The 19,448-nt window shown below is 66.1% G+C and carries 16 protein-coding genes and 1 pseudogene; 5 read left to right on the top strand and 12 right to left on the bottom strand.

Translation table 11 applies throughout. The annotated features are described in order from the left end of the window. Positions 1 to 3: 3 nt before the first annotated feature. Positions 4 to 1,320: a mechanosensitive ion channel family protein gene (locus BM190_RS29255; protein ID WP_177237363.1), complete on the bottom strand. Its 1,317-nt coding sequence runs from the start codon at positions 1,318 to 1,320 to the stop codon at positions 4 to 6. Between the two features lie 433 nt (positions 1,321 to 1,753). Between BM190_RS29255 and BM190_RS29250 the strand changes: the two genes are divergently transcribed. Continuing rightward, a complete protein-coding gene (locus BM190_RS29250) occupies positions 1,754 to 3,547 on the top strand; it encodes a potassium/proton antiporter (protein ID WP_092261240.1) in 1,794 nt (597 codons plus the stop codon). A gap of 123 nt (positions 3,548 to 3,670) precedes the next feature. Here the strand turns inward: BM190_RS29250 and modC are convergent, their stop codons facing one another. The 5 genes from modC to mepA all read right to left on the bottom strand — a co-directional run bounded on the left by modC (position 3,671) and on the right by mepA (position 7,665). After that, positions 3,671 to 4,333 carry a molybdenum ABC transporter ATP-binding protein gene (gene modC, locus BM190_RS29245; protein ID WP_092261239.1) on the bottom strand — a complete coding sequence of 221 codons (663 nt, stop codon included), beginning with the start codon at positions 4,331 to 4,333 and terminating at the stop codon, positions 3,671 to 3,673. Positions 4,334 to 4,335: 2 nt separating this feature from the next. Next, the gene (gene modB, locus BM190_RS29240) at positions 4,336 to 5,031 is read right to left on the bottom strand and encodes a molybdate ABC transporter permease subunit (protein ID WP_092261238.1); all 696 of its coding nucleotides are present in this window, start codon (positions 5,029 to 5,031) and stop codon (positions 4,336 to 4,338) included. 13 nt (positions 5,032 to 5,044) lie between these two features. Continuing rightward, positions 5,045 to 5,830: a molybdate ABC transporter substrate-binding protein gene (gene modA, locus BM190_RS29235; protein WP_092261237.1), complete on the bottom strand. Its 786-nt coding sequence runs from the start codon at positions 5,828 to 5,830 to the stop codon at positions 5,045 to 5,047. A 195-nt stretch (positions 5,831 to 6,025) separates the two neighbouring features. Further along, a complete protein-coding gene (locus tag BM190_RS29230) occupies positions 6,026 to 6,529 on the bottom strand; it encodes a hypothetical protein (protein WP_177237362.1) in 504 nt (167 codons plus the stop codon). A 191-nt stretch (positions 6,530 to 6,720) separates the two neighbouring features. Next, entirely contained in the window at positions 6,721 to 7,665 is a 945-nt protein-coding gene (gene mepA / locus BM190_RS29225) for a penicillin-insensitive murein endopeptidase (RefSeq protein ID WP_177237361.1), read from the bottom strand. Between the two features lie 543 nt (positions 7,666 to 8,208). Here mepA and BM190_RS29220 point away from each other — a divergent pair. Then, positions 8,209 to 10,371 (top strand): putative bifunctional diguanylate cyclase/phosphodiesterase, encoded by a 2,163-nt coding sequence (locus tag BM190_RS29220; protein ID WP_092261234.1) that lies wholly within the window; start codon positions 8,209 to 8,211, stop codon positions 10,369 to 10,371. Positions 10,372 to 10,407: 36 nt separating this feature from the next. Here the strand turns inward: BM190_RS29220 and BM190_RS29215 are convergent, their stop codons facing one another. Continuing rightward, complete coding sequence (locus tag BM190_RS29215) at positions 10,408 to 10,839, bottom strand: hypothetical protein (protein WP_092261233.1); 432 nt, start codon at positions 10,837 to 10,839, stop codon at positions 10,408 to 10,410. A gap of 172 nt (positions 10,840 to 11,011) precedes the next feature. Beyond that, a complete protein-coding gene (locus BM190_RS29210; protein WP_092261232.1) occupies positions 11,012 to 12,169 on the bottom strand; it encodes an acyl-CoA dehydrogenase family protein in 1,158 nt (385 codons plus the stop codon). Positions 12,170 to 12,353: 184 nt separating this feature from the next. Between BM190_RS29210 and BM190_RS29205 the strand changes: the two genes are divergently transcribed. Then, positions 12,354 to 13,100 carry a hypothetical protein gene (locus tag BM190_RS29205; RefSeq protein ID WP_092261231.1) on the top strand — a complete coding sequence of 249 codons (747 nt, stop codon included), beginning with the start codon at positions 12,354 to 12,356 and terminating at the stop codon, positions 13,098 to 13,100. Here BM190_RS29205 and BM190_RS29200 read toward each other — a convergent pair. The 3 genes and pseudogenes from BM190_RS29200 to BM190_RS29190 form a co-directional block, all read right to left on the bottom strand. Then, positions 13,072 to 14,730, bottom strand: a complete 1,659-nt coding sequence (locus BM190_RS29200) for an amidase family protein (RefSeq protein ID WP_092261230.1) — start codon at positions 14,728 to 14,730, stop codon at positions 13,072 to 13,074. The genes BM190_RS29205 and BM190_RS29200 overlap by 29 nt on opposite strands. 366 nt (positions 14,731 to 15,096) lie before the next feature. After that, positions 15,097 to 15,273 (bottom strand): annotated as a pseudogene (locus BM190_RS39825) (acyl-CoA dehydrogenase family protein); the annotation flags it as partial. A 129-nt stretch (positions 15,274 to 15,402) separates the two neighbouring features. Further along, positions 15,403 to 16,296 carry a LysR family transcriptional regulator gene (locus tag BM190_RS29190; RefSeq protein WP_092261229.1) on the bottom strand — a complete coding sequence of 298 codons (894 nt, stop codon included), beginning with the start codon at positions 16,294 to 16,296 and terminating at the stop codon, positions 15,403 to 15,405. Positions 16,297 to 16,399: 103 nt separating this feature from the next. On the opposite strand from BM190_RS29190, the gene BM190_RS29185 reads away from it, so the two are divergent. Both BM190_RS29185 and BM190_RS29180 read left to right on the top strand, forming a co-directional pair. Further along, entirely contained in the window at positions 16,400 to 17,269 is an 870-nt protein-coding gene (locus tag BM190_RS29185) for an SDR family oxidoreductase (protein ID WP_092261228.1), read from the top strand. Positions 17,270 to 17,310: 41 nt separating this feature from the next. After that, positions 17,311 to 17,976 carry an NAD(P)-dependent oxidoreductase gene (locus BM190_RS29180; RefSeq protein ID WP_092261227.1) on the top strand — a complete coding sequence of 222 codons (666 nt, stop codon included), beginning with the start codon at positions 17,311 to 17,313 and terminating at the stop codon, positions 17,974 to 17,976. Between the two features lie 37 nt (positions 17,977 to 18,013). On the opposite strand, the gene BM190_RS29175 is transcribed toward BM190_RS29180, so the two are convergent. Continuing rightward, positions 18,014 to 19,234, bottom strand: a complete 1,221-nt coding sequence (locus BM190_RS29175) for an MFS transporter (RefSeq protein ID WP_092261226.1) — start codon at positions 19,232 to 19,234, stop codon at positions 18,014 to 18,016. Positions 19,235 to 19,448 lie beyond the last annotated feature (214 nt).

The raw sequence follows: 19,448 nt of genomic DNA, 5'->3' as shown, positions 1-19,448 counted from the left end.
GGCCTAATTCGGGACTTCTACGGTGGTTTCCACCGGCAGCGCGCCGCCGCGGATGCGGATTTCGCGGACGGGGTAGGGAACCCGGATGCCCTCGCGCTTGAAGGCGTCCCACAGTGCCAGCATCACGTCGCTCTTGACGTTGTCCATGCCGTCGGGGTCCGCGATCCAGAAGGTCAGCGAGAACTTCATCCCGGCTTCCGCGAACTCGGTCAGGATGGAGTTCGGCGGCTTGCCCTTGGTCGCGCGCGGATGGGCCGCGGCGGTCTCGGCGGCGAGCTTGGTGACCAGGCGGGGGTCGGCGTCGTAATTGGTGCCGAAGGCGATCTTCACCAGCGTGTTCTTGTCGGTATAGGTCCAATTGACGACCTTCTGCGTCACCAGATCCTCGTTCGGCACCAGGAACTCGCGGCCGTCGCCGGCGGCGACGGAAATGTAACGCGTCTTCATCGCGCTGATGCGGCCGGTATTGTCGCCGATGGTGACGAGGTCGCCGGGCTTCACCGATTTGTCGGCGAGCAGGATGATGCCCGAGATGAAGTTGGCCACGATCTTCTGCAGGCCGATACCGATGCCGACGCCGACCGCGCCGGAGAACACCGCAAGCGCCGACAGGTCGATGCCGACCGCGCCGAGCGCAATGACGATTGCGACGGCAAGAAGCCCGATGCGGATGATCTTGACCAGCAGCACCTGCACGGACGGCGTCAGATCGGTGGTTGCGTTGATCCGGCTCTCGGCGAAATTGCTCGCGATGTTGGTGAGCCACAGCGCGATCAGCAGGAGCGCGCCGGCCTTGAGGACCAGCAGCGGGGTCAGCCTGAGGCCGCCGAGCACGATCGCGTAGGAATCGAGCAGGTCGACCGTCGTATCGAGCTGGCCGAGGATCGAGAGCGCGGCGAGAAGCCACGCCGTGATCGACACCAGGCGGACGATGAAGGCGTTGCGCAGCACCGAGGTCACCAGCCGGATCACGAGCCAGGCGAAGCCCAGCTTGGCGGCGACCATCAGCAGATAGGAGCGGCTCGGCCAGGTCGCGTGATACATCACCACGCGCGAGATGATCACGAGCAAGGTGAACACCGCCGTCGAGGCGCTGGAGACCATCACCCGGGCGAAGTGCCGGAGCGGCAGCGGCCAGCGCATCGTCAGCGCGGTCATGTCGACCCGATTGCGCACGCCGGTCTCCGCGGCATAAGCGATGCCGGCCGCGGCCAGGATGAGGCCGAATTGCAGGTAGAACCAGGGCGAGGAGATTTCCGCCCCGACGCTGCGCGCGGTGGTCTGCACGAACTCCATGAAGTCCTTGAGGTCCATGTCCATCGGTCTCGTCGGCAAGCGGAGAGGAATTGATTCGAGGGAGCCGCAGAATCCCACAAAGAGCGCGGCCGGGCCATCGATACACCGCGAAGTGAAGTGCGTTAAGGCCGTAAAATGCGGGCAGATTGCCGCGAGCGGGAGAAATGGGTTGGCGTGCCGCTGCGGCGACGATAGAGATGCTGAAGCAGAATGATTGTTGGACGAATAGGGTACCGGCAAGCGCGCTCTTCGCCTCTCCCCGCTTGCGGGGAGAGGCCGGATCGCATCGTCAGATGCGATCCGGGTGAGGGGGACTCTCCGCGAGTCCATCTGTCACCGCCCCCGCGGAGAGCCCCCCTCACCCCAACCCTCTCCCCGCAAGCGGGGCGAGGGGGCGCACTGCCGGTGCCTGCCTAGCCCTTTATTGCGTCCATTCCGGAGTAACCCGCAGCACCGCATGGCCTCTCTCGACTCCGTCAGCATCGCCATATTGCTCGGCTCCGTCCTCGTGATGGCCGGTATCCTGTCGAGCCTGCTTGCGCTGCGCTTCGGAGCGCCCTTGCTGCTCGTCTTCCTTGTGATCGGCATGCTCGCGGGCGATTCCGGCCCCGGCGGGCTCCAGTTCGACGACGTCCGCACCACCTATCTGGTCGGCTCGGTGGCGCTGGCCCTGATCCTGTTCGACGGTGGCCTGCGAACGCGCTTTGCCAGCATCCGCACCGTGCTCGCGCCGTCCGTTGTGCTCGCGACCGTCGGCGTGCTCTTGACCGCGCTGATCACGGCGCCGTTCGCCAAATACGCGCTCGACCTCAATTGGACGGAGTCGCTGCTGGTCGGCGCGGTGGTCGCCTCGACCGACGCCGCCGCCGTCTTCCTGCTGGTGCACACCCAGGGCCTGCGCCTGCGCCCGCGCGTCGGCGCGACGCTGGAGGCCGAATCCGGCACCAACGATCCTTTCGCGATCTTCCTCACTTTGATGCTGGTCGAATACATCTCACTGGGATCGAGCTCCGCAAGCCATGTGGCGATGGAGTTCATCCAGGAGGCGGTGCTGGGCGCCGTCGTTGGCGTCTTCGGCGGACGGCTCGTCGTCATCGCGCTCAACAAAGTCGCGCTGCCGCAGGGTCTGCACGCGCCGTTCGTGACGACCGCGGCGCTCGTGATCTTCGGCGGCTCGCAGATCATGCACGCCTCCGGCTTCCTCGCGGTCTATCTGGCCGGCATCATCATCGGCAACCGGCCGACCCGCGCGCACAATTCGGTGGTGGCTTTCCTCGATGCCGCAACCTGGCTGGCGCAGATCGTGATGTTCGTGCTGCTCGGCCTGCTGGTCTCGCCGAGCCGGTTAGGGGCCAGCGTGCTGCCGGCGGTCGGGGTCGCCTTCGTGCTGATGCTGGTGGCGCGGCCGATCGCCGTGTTCGTGTGCCTGGCGCCGTTCCGCTTCAACTGGCGCGAAAAGATATTCATCGCCTGGACCGGCCTGCGCGGCGCCGTCGCGATCTTCCTGGCCTCGATCCCGATGCTGGTCGGCCTGTCCAAGGCCTATCTCTATTTCGACGTCGCCTTCGTCGTCGTCATCATCTCGCTGCTCTTGCAAGGCTGGACGCTGGCCCCCGCCGCGCGCAAGCTGCACGTGGCGCTGCCGCGCGCCGAGCGCGGTCCGCGCCGTGTCGAGCTGGATCTGCCCGGCCAGCTCGAGCAGCAGCTGGTCGGCTATCCGGTGCGGCCCAAGAGCCTGTATTTCCGCCGCGGCCTGATCCCGTCCTGGTCCAAGCCGACGCTGGTGATCCGCAACGAGAACATTTTGACGCCGCTGGAGGCCGACCCCATCGCGCCCGGCGACTACATCTACCTGCTGGCGCCGCCGGAAAAGGCCGAATCGCTCGACCGCTTCTTCGTCGACATGCAGCCGAGCTCGGCGCCCGATCCGCATCTGCTCGGCGACTTCATGGTCTCCGGTGAGCACACGCTGGCCGAGCTCGCCGGGATCTACGGCGTCAAGGTCGGCGAGGACGAGGGCAAGCTGACGCTGGCCGATTATTTCGACGTCCATCTCGACCGCGCCCCGAAAGAGGGCGCCGAGCTCCCGCTCGACGAGATCGTGCTGGTCGCGCGCAGCATCTCCGGCGGCCGTGTCAACGTCGTCGGCCTGCGCCTGCCGGAAGAAGACGAGACGCCACCGCCGCTGACGCGGGCGCAGGCGCTGCGGCGCAGGCTTGCGGATGTGTGGACGTCGGTAGCGGGGGTTTAGCGAGGCTCGACCTTCGCTTTTCGAATGACAGTTCGTAGCCCGGATGGAGCGCGGCGTAATCCGGGGCCGCTGTATCGGTACGAAAGAGTCCGGATTGCGCTGCGCTCCATCCAGGCTACGCTCTCACGCCAGCACCTTCACCCCGCCAAAACTCGTCACCCGCCCCTGCTTCAGCATCACGATCTGCGTCGCGAGCTGGCGCAGCTCGGCGGCGTCGTGGCTGACATAGACCATCGGCACGTTCGCCTCGTCGCGCAGCCGCACCAGATAAGGCAGGATCTCGAGCTTGCGGCCCTCGTCGAGCGCGCCGAGCGGCTCGTCGAGCAGCAGCAGGCGCGGTTTTGCCAGCAGCGCGCGTCCGAGCGCGACGCGCTGGCGCTCGCCGCCGGAGAGCTTCCCGGGACGGCGGCCCTGCAGGTTACCGATATCGAGCAGGTCGATGACGCGCTTGTGCTGCGCCGGATCCGGCGCCAGGCGGTTCATCTGCCGTCCATAGTCGAGATTCTGCGCGACGTTGAGATGCGGGAATAGCCGTGCGTCCTGGAATACATAGCCGATGCGGCGGCGCCAGGCCGGGACATGGATGCCGGCCGCGGTGTCGTCGACGGTTTCGCCGTCGAGCACGATGGTGCCGCGGTCGGGCCGCAGCAGCCCCGCGATCATGTTGACCAGCGACGTCTTGCCGGCGCCCGAGGCGCCGAACAGGCCGATGACGCGGCCCTCGCCGGTGAAGGATGCTTGAAGCGAGAATTCACCGAGTTGCTTCTCGACGTCGACGCGCAGCATGGTCAATTCCCGTGCAGGCGCTGCGTAGCGCGGCGAGCGAACCATTCGGCGGCGATCAGTGCGCCCAGCGCCAGCACGATCGAGACGATCACGAGCCGGCCGGCCGCGGCGTCACCGTCCGGCGTCTGGATCAGCGAATAGATCGCCGAGGAAATCGTCTGGGTCTCACCGGGAATGTTGGAGACGAAGGTGATGGTGGCGCCGAACTCGCCGATCGCCTTGGCAAAGCCGAGCACCATGCCGGCGAGCACGCCGGGTAGCGCCAAGGGCAGCGTCACCGTGAAGAACACTTTCCATGGCGCGGCGCCGAGCGTCTCGGCGGCCTGCTCGAGCCGGCGGTCGATCGCCTCGATCGACAGCCGCATCGGCCGCACCAGCAGCGGGAACGACATCAGGCCGCAGGCCAGCGCCGCTCCGGTCCAGCGGAAGGCGAAGACGATGCCGAAAGTGTCGGCCAGGAAGCCGCCGACGAGTCCCTTGCGGCCGAAGGTGAGGAGCAGGAGATAACCGGTGACGACAGGCGGCAGCACCAGCGGCAGATGCACGAATGCGTCGAGCATCGACTTGCCCCAGAAATCGCGCCGCGCCAGCAGCCACGCCAGAGCGATGCCGAATGGCGTCGCCACCAGCGTTGCGATGATCGCGACCCTGAGCGAGAGCAGGATCGCGGTCCATTCGGCGGGAGAGATGTCTGACATCAGGTGGTGAATATCAGATTGTCGGGCTGACCAGGAACTTGAAGCCGTATTTTTCCAGAATGGTCTTGGCGGCCGAGGAGCGCAGGAAGGCGAGATAGTCGCTGGTCCCGTCCTTCGCCGTCGCGGTCGCGGCGACCGGATAGATGATCGCGGGATGCGACTCCGCCGGGAAGGTGCCGACGATCTTGACACCGGGCTCGACCTTGGCGTCGGTGGCATAGACGATGCCAAGGTTGGCCTCGCCGCGCGCCACCAGCGTCAGCGCGGCGCGCACGCTCTCGGCCATCGCGAATTTCGGCTCGGCGGCGTGCCATGCCCCGAGCTTCTCCAGCGCCGCCTTGGCGTATTTGCCGACGGGTACGGACTTGACGTCGCCGGTTGCGATCCTGCCGTCGCCGGCGAGTTTTGCGAGGTCGAAACCTTGCGTGATGGTGACGTTGTCGATCTTGGAATCCTTTGGCGCGATCAGCACGATGCTGTTGCCGAGCAGATTGACTCTGGAAGGCTCGTTGATGGTCTTCCTGGCGATCGCGTAGTCCATCCAGTCGGTGTCGGCGGAGACGAACACGTCGGCCGGCGCACCCTGCTCGATCTGCCGCGCCAGCACCGAGCTCGCGGCATAGCTGACCGAGAATTTGACGCCGGTCCTGGCGGTGTAGGCGGCGTCGATCTCGTCGAGCGCGTTCTTCATCGACGCCGCGGCGAACACGGTGATGGTCTTGTCCTCGGCGGCGGCCGGCGAAAGGCTCGCGCTTGCGAGGATCACGAGGGCGGTGAAAAGTCGACAAATGCGTAACATGGGGAGCGCTCCGTGCGAGGCCGCGCGCGCAAGATGCACGCACAGGTCTGGCGTTGGTGGGTCAGGTTGCGACGGGTGGAAGCGCTGCTCCACGGGGCCCGGCTGCGGCTTACGGCCGGCAGGGATATCGCAATTGCGAAGATAGCAGGCTGGCGCCCGAGGTCAAAGGGTGGCCGCTTGTCCGGCCGGGCGGGCCTATTGCGCCGGCAGGATCGCGATCCCGACCGAATTCTCCTTGGCGCCGCTGAGCTGAAGTACGAAAGGCCGCGCCGAAAGCTCGTATTTCACGGACTTGCGGATGCCGCCGCAACCGGTCGCACCGCTGAAGGCCACGGGCTTGAGAACATGCCCATCCTGGACCACGTCGATCCAGGCGCCGGCGGACAGGCTGATCGTGTAGAGCCCGGCCGTGGCGGACTTGACGCTCGTGAAGCCGGCGAAGCTGCCGTCCTTGGGCGCGCGCTCCGGCGGCGTCGGCAGTTTTGCCTCGCTTGGGGCAACCAGTCCCAGCGTGATGGCCGAGGAGGGCAAGCTCGCCTGCTCGCTTCCCGATGCGAGCGTTGTGCGGTCCGGCGCGGTGAGCGCGGCGCGCTCGCGCTCGATCGGCCATTTGAACTTGTCGCAGCCGCTCGGTTCTTCAGCGGCGAGAGCGGAGGTCGCGCCGAACGAGAGCGCAGCGAGGAAGGCAAAGACGCGCATGTGAAATCCCATCGTTGGCCGCGCGAGCGGTGCGAGGCTTGCGGTCAGGCTTGTTCGACGGGATGCGCGTCCCGGAGATGCCGCGGGCTTACGGCTGAGCGGCGAGGTCATCCTAGCGCATTATTATGACGCGAACCAACCAACGAGTTCGTCATTCCGGGACGACAGCGGCAGAGCGGCCTACACACACACTACGGCTTTGCATCCGCCCCATGCAGCACCGCTTTGCATGCTGCCGGCATCTGCGCCAGCGTCATCGGCGGTTTCGGCTTTGGCGGCTCCGGCGGCGGCTTGGGGTGCAGCACCGCGTCGGAGAACCAATAAGCGAGATCGGCCGGCTTGCAGCCTTCGTCCTCGGCCTGCGACGGCTGGCCCTCGCATTCGCGGGCGCCCGCTGGGCAGCGCATGCGAATGTGGAAATGGTAATCGTGGCCCCACCAGGGGCGGATCTTCGAGAGCCAGGCGCGGTCGCCCTTGGCCTCGCGGCACAACGCCTTCTTGATCGCGGCATTGACGAAGATGCGCTGCACCGCCGGCTCCCGCGCCGCGTCGCGCAGCACCAGCACATGGCCTGACGTGAACACTTTTGGATCGATGTCGAGCCGGTCGTGGCGCACCATCATCACCGCCGACATGTCCTCGCGTTCCTCGCGCGAGAGGCGGCGGTCCGGCATCGGCGTCAGCCAGATGTCGGCATCGAGGCCGATCTGGTGGCTGGCATGGCCCGACAGCGCCGGGCCGCCGCGCGGCTGGGCGATGTCGCCGACCAGGATGCCCGGCCATCCCGCGTCCTTGCGCGCTTTGGCCGCGAGCCGCTTGATCAACGCGATCATCTCGGGGTGGCCGTAGCTGCGGTTGCGCGACAGCCGCATCACCTGCCAATTGTCGCCGTTGAGCGGCATCTGCTCGGCGCCGCCGATGCAGCCCTTGGTGTAGGAGCCGATGACATGGGCCGCCCCCTTCGACGGCAGCAGCTTGCGCGCGAACAGCTCCTTGGCGGCGAGATCGGGGTCGTTGGGATTGGCCAGCGGCGGCAGCGGCTTCGGGGTGACGCTGCCCTTGTCCTGGGCCAGCGCGCCGCCGGCGGTCAGGAACGTCGCTAAAACCAGGAGAGGGGTGAGGCGGCGGGGACTCATGCGCAGCACTTATAACCCAACACGGCGTCGGGGTTAAGAATCGGGCTGTGCCGCGGCGGACGATCTCACAGCGTCTTGACGGCCGTTGCCCCAGCGCGAAGGCGCGCCCGGCATGTCGATCCCACGTCCAACAAGGTCGTCCAAAAGTCGTAGTTTTTTCGTGGGGCCAGCCGGATTCTTAACAGTGCGATAACCGTATCCTGCATTGACCAAAATTCATGCGCGGAGCGCGGACCGTTTTCTAGCGGCATGCAAGCCGATGCATTTTCGGAATTGAATCATGAATAGCGCGCATATTTGCGTCGCGTCTTTCTGCGATAGCGGCGAGGCAACAGGTTTGCCGCGCCCTGTGACGCTGCTGCGCCTCTCAAACAGGCAAGTCGATCCGGTCTACAGTTGCCGCAAGGCGCGGCCGCGGCCGGCCGGACCACCCAAGATTACTTTTTTTTCAGACACTTGCCCCAAAACTTGCGCCGTTGGGCGCGACTGGGACGAGTGAAGTTGGGTTTGGGGTCTCGAAAAACAAGAAAACGAAAGCAAAACGTGCTTGCCCGGGCCGGCCAATCGCCGCGCAAGCCGCGCTTCGCGCGCGCGCCGCGCGCCCTTTCGGAACGCGATGAAGTCCTGCGCAGCCGCGCCGAGGCGGAAGCCGCGATCGCGGACGCGCGCAAATCCCATGAGCGCCTGCGCCAGGCCGTCGACATCCTGCCGCAAGGCATCGTGTTTCTCGACGCCGAAGGCCGCTACGTCCTCTGGAACAAGAAATACGCCGAGATCTACAGCAAGACCGCCGATCTGTTCGAAGAGGGCGCGCGTCTCGAAGACACGCTGCGCATCGGCGTTGCCCGCGGCGATTATCCTGAGGCGATTGGCCACGAGGACGAGTGGATCGCCGAGCGACTGCAAAGGCTCTATCAGCCCGGCGCGCGCCACGAGCAGAAGCTGTCGGACGGCCGCGTCATCCTGATCGACGAACGCCTGACCGACGATGGCGGCGTCGTCGGCCTGCGCGTCGACATCACCGAGTTGAAGCAGCGCGAGGCCTCGTTCCGCCTGCTGTTCGACGGCAATCCCGTTCCCATGATCGTCTGCGCGCTGGACGACGAGCGCATCCTCGGCGTCAACGACGCCGCGGTCGCGCATTACGGTTACAGCCGCGCCGAGTTCGAGCGGTTGAAGATCCGCTCGCTGCAGGCCTTCGACAGCGAGCCGCCCTGGACCGCCGGCTCGACCGGCGAGGAGCAGGCCGGCCGCACCTGGAAGCACGTCAAGGCCGACGGCGCGCTGATCGACCTTGCGATCTATTCCCGCGAATTGACCTATGCCGAGCGGCCGGCGGTGCTGCTCGCGCTGATGGACATCACCGAACGCAAGCGCGCCGAGGCACGGCTCGCCTTCATGGCCCAGCACGACGGCCTGACCGGCCTGCCGAACCGCAGCCTGCTGCGCCAGCAGGTCGACGAGATGCTGCTGCACACGCGGCGCAGCACCGACAAGGTCGCGCTGCTGATGCTGGGGCTCGACAGTTTCAAGTCGGTCAACGACACGCTGGGCCATGCGGTCGGCGACAAGCTGCTGCGCGGCGTCGCCAAGCGGTTGCGCTCGACGCTGCGCGAGGAAGACGCGCTGGCGCGGCTCAACTCCGACGAATTCGCGATCGTGCAGAGCGGCCTGACGCGCCCCGAGGACGCGGTGATGCTGGCAAAACGTCTGCTTGCGGCGATCGCCGATCCCTATCTGCTCGACGGCCATTCCGTGGTGATCGGCGCCTCGATCGGCATCGCGATGGCGCCCGGCGACGGCGATGATTCCGAAAAGCTGCTCAAGAGCGCCGACATGGCACTGTCGCGCGCCAAGCTGGACGCGCGCGGCAGCTTCGCCTTCTTCGAGGCCGCGCTCGACGCGAAAGCGCAGAGCCGCCGCAAGATCGAGGTCGAGCTGCGCGGCGCGATCCAGAACGACGTGCTGCGCCCTTACTATCAGCCATTGATCGACCTGCAGAGCGGCCGCATCACCGGCTTCGAGGCGCTGGTGCGCTGGCCGCATGCCGAGCGCGGCATGGTCTCGCCGGCCGAGTTCATTCCGGTCGCCGAGGATACCGGCCTGATCAATCCGCTCGGCGGGCTGATGCTGCGCAGGGCGTGCCTCGATGCCGCGACCTGGCCGGACGACGTCCGCGTCGCGGTCAACCTGTCGCCGCTGCAGTTCCGTAGCGGCAATCTGCTTTCGATCGTGACGGACGCCTTGAGGCATTCCGGCCTGCCGCCGCGGCGGCTCGAGCTCGAGATCACCGAGACGCTGCTGCTGGAGAAGAGCGCGCAGGTGCTGGCGACGCTGCATGCGTTGCGCGCGCTCGGGGTGCGGATCTCGATGGACGATTTCGGCACCGGCTATTCCAGCCTCAGCTATTTGCGGAGTTTTCCGTTCGACAAGATCAAGATCGACCAGTCCTTCGTGCGCGATTTAGGGGCCAATCGCGAGGCCCAGGCGATCATCCGCTCCATCGTCAGCCTCGGGAAGGGTCTTGGCGTCACCATCACCGCCGAAGGCGTCGAGACCGAAGCCGAGCTCAGCTGCCTGCGCACCGAGGGCTGCGACGAGGGCCAGGGCTTCCTGTTCAGCAAGGCCCGGCCGAACGCCGAGATCATCAGCCTGCTGGCCGCGCAGCGCGGCATCGACGGCGAGGACGCCGCGCTGGTGGCGTAGATCTTGGAGCGTCCGCTTCCAGGTTGAAGTTCGGGGCTACCGGCGACAGTGGCGGATGAACGTCACATTCCGGGCGTATAGGTACGTGTACGGGTCCACCTGTTCGAGCGCGTGGTGCTTCATCACCCAGTCCCGCACCGCAGGCGCATAGGACGACATCATCAACTGAGTCTCGCCGGGGTTGATGCTGCGGTCGCCGTGATGCGCGGCGTGAAACATGAAATAGCCGCTCGGGGCAATGCAGATCTTGTCGAGGGGAACGACCCCCAGGACCGTTGTGCAAGACGACTTGCAGCGACCGTCGATCACCACGCGATCATATTCTGCGTTGACGTGTGTGTAGGTGTAGATATGCGCGGCGGTGTTTCCGCCGGGGTCGTGAAGGTAATAGACCTTTTCCGCAGAGGCGGGCGCCGCCATGACCAACGTGAAGAGGATCGTACCGATCAGGGTTGGAATCCGCCGCATATCACCTCCCTTTTGTCTGGGCGTGTCCTGCAGATTATGCTGTTGTGAGACGCTACCTTAGGCTGCCGAAGGGTGTGATCAAAATGCGTTGAGCAACCCTATGGATCCAGCCAACGTGTCCGCGATCGGCCGCCGTCGCTCGGCGCGCACCGAGCTTGAGCCGACAAGCGGATCACGGCTCGGGCGTTGACAGGATTGCCTTCCCCACATCCTCGTAATGGCTATCCCGCGCCTGGATCTGCTGCGCGATCGCGTGCATGTCGCGAAATCGGCGTTCGAACGGGTTGCTGCGAAACACCGCGGTCGCGCCGGCCATGTGATAGGCGGTGTCGACCACACGTGCCGATTGATGGATGGTCCAGGTCGCGGCCAGTCGCACCGCGCTGCGGTGCGCGGCGCTGAACTCGCCCGTCGCGGACAGCTCGCGCCACATCGCAGTCGCGGAGGCATGGAGATAGGCGCGCGCGGCGCGCAAATCGCCTTCGGTGCGGCCGATCAGCCCCTGGACCGCCGCGTTGCCGCGCATCGCGCCGGCCGCCAGTGACGGGCGCTTTTCGCGCGCAAGTGCAATCGCTGCATCCAGCGTCGCGCGTGCCACGCCGAGCGACACCGCGGCAAAGCCGAGGCTGAAGGCAGCGCCGGTGCCGATCCTGTAGAGCGGGCCGGTCTCGCGCAAGCCTGACGGCACGTCGCGGAACGCCGTGAAGCGCTCGGGGACGAAGAGGTCGCTCACCTCGTAGGAATCGGTGCCGGTGCCGGCGAGCCCGATCGCCTGCCAGACATCGTGCAACGTCGCGCTTGCGGCAGGAAACAGAATGGTGCGCACTTCCGGCGAGCCATCGGCGTTCTTGCGCGGCGTGCCGTCAGTCCCGAGAATGCGCACATGCGCGCCCAGCCAGCTTGCCTGCCGCGAGCCCGAGGCAAAATCCCACCGCGCCGTGACGCGATAGCCGCCGCCGACCGCGCGCGCCTCGTGCGCGATCGCGCCCCAGGCCAGGATGCCGGGCGCAGTGTTGAAGATCTCCTGCGCGGTATCGCGATCGAGCGAGGCCGCGATCATCGCGCAGACGCTGCATTGCCCGAGACACCAGGCCGTGGACGCATCCGCCTTCGCGATCTCCTCCAGCATCTGCATGAAGGTTTCGATGGGAGCTTCAGCTCCGCCGAGGCTCTGCGGCAGCAGCGCGCGATAAAAGCCGTTCTCGATCAGCGCCGCGACCACGGAAGGCGTCAGCCGCCGCGTCCGCTCGATCTCGTCCGCTTCGCGCGCGATCAGCGGCGCGATGGCGCGGGCACGTTCGACGAGTTCAGATCCGGGAAGCTCCGACATTCGCGTGTCCTCGCCCCTTCTGTCGTGAGCGGTGAGAACAGGATGGTGGTCTATTTGACGGGGAGGATCAAGGTGCGGCCATCTCCGCGCGCGCCGCAAGAAGGCCGGGGTCGTGAACCTCGGCAACGCGGCTCGCGACGAACAACCATCATCGCCGCGAACGTCGCGCCGGCTGAGGTTGCCCATGCCGATCGTCAGAATCCTCATCGTCCTGCTCGCGCTCGCTTCGCCGGCGTTGGCGCAGGACGGGGCCCGTGACGCGGCCGCCGCGGGCGAGGCCGCGCGGATGTTCCGGGTCTACGTCGAAGGCGTGGCGAAAAAAGGAGAGCGACCCGACCTGACCCGGCCGGAGACCACTGCGCTGCTCGGCCGCGTGTTCGATGTTGGAGCCCTGGAGGCGTTGCCGCCGGCGAAGGCGAGCGACATGAGCTGGCTGATGGAGTGGATGGACGCCGCCAACGCGACCTCCAAGCTGTTCGCGCTGTATGGCGCGAAGCCGGGGGCGCAGCCCGATCTTGCGGCGCTCCAGCGCAACATGACCGAGTATGGCGATCAGTACGCGGCGGCGATGAACTTTGCCATCCGCGGCATGGCGCGCGAGGCGGTTGCGGGCGAGCTGTTCATGGCGAGCCTCGCGCCGGAGCAGCGCACCCGTATCCGCCAGGATGGATTTACGGGCTTCCGCCGGAGCGCCGCCGAATTCATCCTGGGCACCGTCTGCGCGGCGATCCAGGGCGCGGGCAAATCCGCCAACGCGCGCCTGGTCGCCGCCGCCATCCGCGACACGCGCGAGGTCTGGGCGAGCTTCCTGCTGCCACAGGATCGAGCCCGTGTGCTCGAGCAGCTTGCCGACCTTCCCAGATGGGCACCGGACGAAACGGCGCGAACCGATCTCGCCGCCTTCACGGCCGCGCTGCGAGCTGTGAATTGAGCCCCGGCGGCGGCTTGCGGGCGCGCGTTGCCTGCTCGAAGGCATAGGCCAGCCGCAGCAGCTTGTGCTCACTCCAGGCTCTCCCTGCGAAGGCGACGCCGAGCGGATAATCGGGCGTGTCCTTGCCCTCCGTTGTCCCCGAGACGAAGCCGCCCGGCACCATGATGCTGGGATAGCCCGCCTTGGCAGCAATCGCAGCGCCCGTGGCGCCGGCGAACAGCACCGCGTCGAGCTTGTGCTGGTTCATGTAGGCGTCCATGCCGCGCGTCTTGGCCGAGAGCAGGTCCATGGCACGGGCCGACTTGTACTCGCGCTCACTCAAATCGCCCCTGGTCAAGTCAGCGGCCAGGAAATGGTCCTGACCAAAGCGCAACGCCTTCCCCGCGTTCGCTTCGTTGAAGGCTATGACGTCGCTGATGGTCTTGATGTCCGTGCCGGTCGCCCAATCCCTCAAATAGAGGTTGAGATCGTGCTTCAGCTCGTAGAGGAAGACGACCGGCGGCCTCGCGATGGTGCCCTTGTGTACGCTCAGTGGATTGCGGTTGAGCACGGCCATGGTCGTGCCCGGCCCGCCGATCCAGCCCAGCGTCGGCATGTTGGCGCGTACGATGACGGCGCCGATATTCTCCAGCACCTTGATCGTCTCGGTCATCACCTTGACCCAGTCGGGCGGCAGCTTGCCGTAATAGCAATCGTTCAAGGGATCGGCGGGGTCGCTCGGCACGCCGATGCGCGCGCCTTTGATAGCGTCGGCGGTAAGGCCCGCGGTGAAGTCGACGGGCCGCCGCTGCTTTCGTGTCGCCGGATCGAGCGGGTCCCTGGCGGCCAGCACGTTCAGCAGCAGCGCCGCGTCGCGCACGGTGCGCGTCATCGGCCCCGCGGTGTCCTGGCTGTGTGCGAGCGGCAGGATGCCGGCGCGGCTGATCAGTCCGACGGTGGGCTTCACGGTGACGAGACCGTTTTGGCTGGCGGGGAACAGCAGCGAGCCCGAGGTCTCGGTGCCGATCGACGCCGCACACAGGCCGGCCGCCACCGCGACCGCCGACCCCGAGCTCGATCCGCCTGGCTGCACGACCGGGATGCCGTGTTCGTCCGCCAGCGCCGGCGCGTAAGGGTTCTTCACCTGACCGCCTAGCGACGAATAGCCCGAGGGCATGTCGACCGCGAGCATGTTGGCGAACTCCGTCAGGTTCGCCTTGCCGAGGATCACCGCACCGGCGTCGCGCAGCAGCTTGACGAGGGTCGCGTCGTCCCTGGCGCGCGCGCCTTCCAGCGCCAGCGAGCCGGCCGTGGTCGGCTGCTTGTCGCCGGTGGCGATGTTGTCCTTCAACAATATCGGCACGCCGGCCAGCGGCCGCCCGACCGATGGCTTGATGTCGTCCAGCTCGGCCGCGATCGCGCGCGCATCGGGATTGAGCGCGCGGACGGAATTGAGCGCGGGGCCGTTGCGGTCATAGGCCTCGATGCGCGCGAGATAAAGTTCGGCCAGCGAGGTGGCGGTGAGCTGCCCGCCGGACAAGGCGTCGACGATCTCGCTCAACGGCGCGTGCTCCGGCGCCAGCGCGGCCGGCCCCTCCGTGCCGGCGACAATCGGGGCGAGGCGAGCATCGCCGCGGATCGGCTGGTCCATCTGTCCTCTCGGGCGGCTTGCGACGATTATGCTACCAATGGTAGCATTGAGCTCGGTTGCGCGGCAAGCCGATTGCCGGTCACGCGGCGCAGGCGTGAGATTTCGATCTTTCCAGCGGCTTCAGTTGAGCGATCCATGGAGTGCACGATCCGGCCCGCGCGCGAAGACGATGCCGATGGCATCAGCGAGGTCATTTTGCATGCGCTGCGCGAGACGAACGCAAAGGACTACACGGACGAGATTATCGAACGGGTCGGGCGCAGCTTCAGTCCGGATGCCGTCAGGCAGCTGATAGGCAAACGTACAGTCTTCGTCGCCGCCATTGGCGGCCGCATCATTGGAACGGCAAGCCTTGAAGGAAGCGTCGTCCGCACCGTCGAGGCTCTGCGGCAGCAGGGCACGATAAAGGCCGTTCTCGATCAGCGCGGCGACGACGGCCGGCGTCAGCCGCCGCGTCCGCTCGATCTCATCTGCTTCGCCCGCAATCAGCGGGGCCAGCGCCCGGGCACGTTCGACGAGACCAACTCCGGGAGTTGCGTTCATGCGCGTTTCCTCGCCCATTCTGCCGTGAGCGGTGAGATGCGCGATGGTGGTCTATTTGGCGGGGAGGATCAAGGTTCGGAACGGCGGTTCACTTCGCTTCAACCGCCGCATTCAGAGAACCTGCAAATCTCATCCATCGACATAGGCGGCCAGTTCGTCCGGCGTTCCCGTGGGAAAGGCATCTTTGAGATAATCGAGGAAGGCGGATACACGAGCGCTCAGCAGTCGTCGCGATGGGTAGAGTGCCCATAAGGCGATCTCCGGTCCATCGACGTCGCCCCAATGCACCAGCGTGCCGGCCGCGAGATCGTGACTCACGAGCGACACAGGCAATCGACCGGCGCCCACACCTGCCCGCACTGCATCGCGAACCATGACAAGCGACGACAAGCGAAGAACCGGATCAACTTTAATTCGCGGTGGTCCAGCCGGTGCCGTCATCTCCCAGATCGCGGTCTGGTCGCTCGCCCCGCGCACCACCACGGGAACAGTGATATCGCCCGCGGGTAGAGCAAGTTTCGGGCTTGCGACGACCACCAGCCGATCGCGCAGGAAAACTCGTCCGACGAGGTTCTCATCCGGATTCGGATTGACCCGGATCACGAGGTCATAACCTTCCTCCACCATGTCGACGGCCCGGTCTTCCGTCGTGATCTCGAGCCGGACCTCCGGATATCTGAGCGCGAACCCGGCGGCGAGCTTGCCCATGGCGGTTTGCGAGATGAGCAATGGCGCGCTGATCCGCAAACTGCCCCGCGGCTTGTCTCCACCTGAAGCGATCGCGGTTGCCGTCTCGTCAAGCTCGGCGAGCAATGCCGTCGTCCGCTCGAACAGCGCCCGGCCTTCCTCGGTGAGCTTCAGCAAGCGTGCTCCGCGCTCGAAAAGGCGCAGATCGAGGCTGCTCTCCAGTTCCGCCACCCGGCGGGAAAGCGTTGCTTTTGGGCGCCCGGCAGCCCGGGCGGCCCGTCCGAACCCTCCGTGCCGGGCCACGAGGTTGAAATCGGCAAGTCCGAGCAGGTCCATTCGTTCCACCAGTAAGACAGTCTGTCCAAATATACCATCTATTGGTTCGAATTTGGATCGCTAGTTTCCGGGTGTCTTCCAACCCCAAACCGGAGTGATCCCCATGACCATCCTCGTTACCGGCGCCACAGGCGCTGTCGGCCGCCAGGTCGTCGAACAGCTCGTCAAGCGCGGTGCCGACGTGCGCGCGCTCGTCCGCGATCCCGCGAAAGCCAGCTTCCCAGCAGGCGTCACGGTCGCGCAAGGCGATCTGCTCGACGTCGATGCGCTTCGCGACGCTCTCGCAGGTGTCTCCACCTTATTTCTGCTCAACGCAGTCGTGCCGGATGAATTCACGCAGGCGCTGATCACGCTTAACCTGGCCCGCGAGGCCGGCGTTGAACGGGTCGTCTATCTCTCGGTGATCCACAGCGACCTCTACGTGAACGTGCCACACTTCGCGGGCAAGTTCGGCGTCGAGCGGATGATCGAGCAGATGGGCTTCAATGCCACCATCCTGCGCCCAGCCTACTTCATGCAGAACGAACTCACGATCAAGGACGTGGTGACCGGATACGGCGTCTACCCGATGCCGATCGGCAGCAAAGGCCTCGCCATGATCGACGTGCGCGACATCGGCGAGATCGCAGCCCTCGAGCTGGTTCACCGCGAGCAGGCCGCAGGACCGCTGCCGCTGGACCGCATCAATCTCGTCGGCCCCCACACGCTGACCGGCGCGGATGTCGCCGGCATCTGGTCGGACGTGCTGGGGCGCGCGATCGCCTATGGCGGCGACGATACTGCCAGCTTCGAGAAGAATCTCAGGCAGTTCATGCCGGGCTGGATGGCGTTCGACATGCGGCTGATGAGCGAACGCTTCCTCACCGATGGAATGATCCCCGACGCGGGCGACGTCGAACGCTTGACGGCGCTTCTGGGCCGCCCCTTGCGCTCCTATCGCGACTTCGTGTCCGGGATCGTGGCCTCGGCCTGAGGCACGAGCGCGCTCCAACCACGACGACAAGGAATTCCATCATGATCAGTTCTGCGGATGATAATGCAAAGGCCCCATTGAAGGTGCTGGTTCTTGGAGCAACCGGCCCTACCGGGCGTCGGATCGTCAGCCAGGCTCTGGCGCGAGGACATCAAGTGACCGCGCTCGTGCGGTCACCCGGGAAGGCGGGCGAGCCGAGCGGCGCAAGAGTCGTCGTTGGAGACGCTCGCGACGAGAAAGCATTGCGTGAGGCCGTCTCTGGCCAGGACGTCGTCGTCAACGCGCTCGGTACCCCAGCGAGCCTATTCCGCGAAGTGACGCTGCTCTCGACGGCGACGCGCGCGCTCGTGAACGCGATGAAGGCCGAGCAAGTCTTCCGGCTGGTCTGCATCACAGGGATCGGCGCGGGAGACAGTGCCGGCCATGGCGGCTTCGTCTTTGACCGCGTGATTTTCCCGCTGCTTCTGCGCAAGGTTTATGCCGACAAGAACCGGCAGGAAGCGATCGTCAGAAACAGCGGGCTCGACTGGATTCTCGTTCGCCCCGCCGTCCTGAACGACAAGTCCGGCCGCGGCGCGATCCGGGCGCTCACGGATCTCGGCGGCTTCAATGGCGGAGCCATCTCGCGAGAAGATGTTGCGGCATTCGTGCTGGACCAAATGCAGGTCGACACCTGGCTGCATCGTTCGCCGTTGATCACGTGGTGAGCGCGTGATCAACGGTTGGCCGTTGCGCGTTGCCTCCTCACGCCGCAGCGCGGCCCAGGTCGAGCAATGGTCTGCGTTTCGTCGGGAAGCTCAGCGCTACCGCGACGGCGGCGAGGCCGATCGCGAAGGAGCCGACGTGCAGCCATGTGTAGCGCTGGAAATTGTCGAACACGAGTCCGCCGGCCCACGGCCCGAGCGCCATGCCGAGGCTGGCGAAGGCCGACACTGCGCCGAACACGGTGCCCATGATGCGCGCGCCGAAGAATTCGCGGACCAGCACCGCATAGAGCGGCATCACCCCGCCATAGGCGAGGCCGAACACCACCGAGAGCGCGTAGAATTCGCCGAGCTGAGCGACCGCAAGATAGGTCGCGATGCACATCGCCTGCACAAGGAGGCCGCCGACCAGCACGGGCTTTGCGCCGATGCGATCGGCGAGGGCGCCCAGCAGCAGGCGGCCGCCGAGGCCTGAGACGCCGGCGACGCTGTAGACCGTCACCGCCGTGAGCGGAGCGATGCCGCAGACCATCGCATAGGACACCATGTGGAAGATCGGGCCGGAATGCGCTGCGCAGCAGGCGAAATGTGCCGCGGCGAGCGCGATGAATTGCGGCGTGCGCAGCGCCTGCGCCGCGGTCAGCTCGACCTCCGGCGCCGAGTCTGCACCGGCGGCGCCCGCCGCCACCGGCGCCGGGCGCACCAGGAAGCAGGCGGGGATCAGCAGCGCCCACGCAGCGATGCCGATCACCAGCATCGCGGTGCGCCAGTCATAGGTGGTGATCAGCCAGCTCGCGGTCGGCGCGATGGTCACCGGCGACACGCCCATGCCGGCGGAGACCAGCGCCACCGCAAGGCTGCGGTTGGTCTCGATCCACGCGCTCGCGAGCGCCATCATCGGTGCGTAGAAGCTGCCGGCCGCAATGCCGATCAGCACGCCGAAGCAAAGCTGGAATTGCCACAGGCTTGTCGCCTGGCTTGCGGTCACGAGACCAAGCCCCAGCAGAACGCTTCCCGCGAGCACCACGATACGCGTGCCAAAACGGTCCGACAGCGTACCCCACAGGAACGCGGCAAATCCCATGCAGAGGAAATCCAGCGTCGCCGCCGCTGAGACGCCGGCGCGCGACCAGCCCATCGCTTCCGATATCGGCTGCAAAAACACCGCCAGCGACAGCATCGTGCCGAACCCGACACAAGTCATCAGCGCACCCGCGGCGACAACGACCCAGCCATAGTCGAAGCGTGACGGCTTGCTCATGCGTTTCCTCGCGCTGTTGGTTTTGTTGGTGATGCGCGCGGGGATGGTGGCCTATCGGAGGGCGGAGGGCAAGGCTGGGTGTTGAGCGCGCTTCCGTCGCCATGCAGCCGGCCGCGGCGGCATGGCGGTCTATTTGGTGTGGTGATTAGCGACTGTCCTTCCAGGATCGCACAAATAGCGCGTCCCAGAACGACCAGCATATGACCTTAGTCAT

The organism is Bradyrhizobium sp. Rc3b (genome assembly GCF_900114915.1).
Taxonomy (GTDB): Bacteria; Pseudomonadota; Alphaproteobacteria; order Rhizobiales; family Xanthobacteraceae; genus Bradyrhizobium.
Note: the sequence above shows the minus strand (reverse complement) of the source record. Positions and strands in the feature narration are given on the sequence as shown.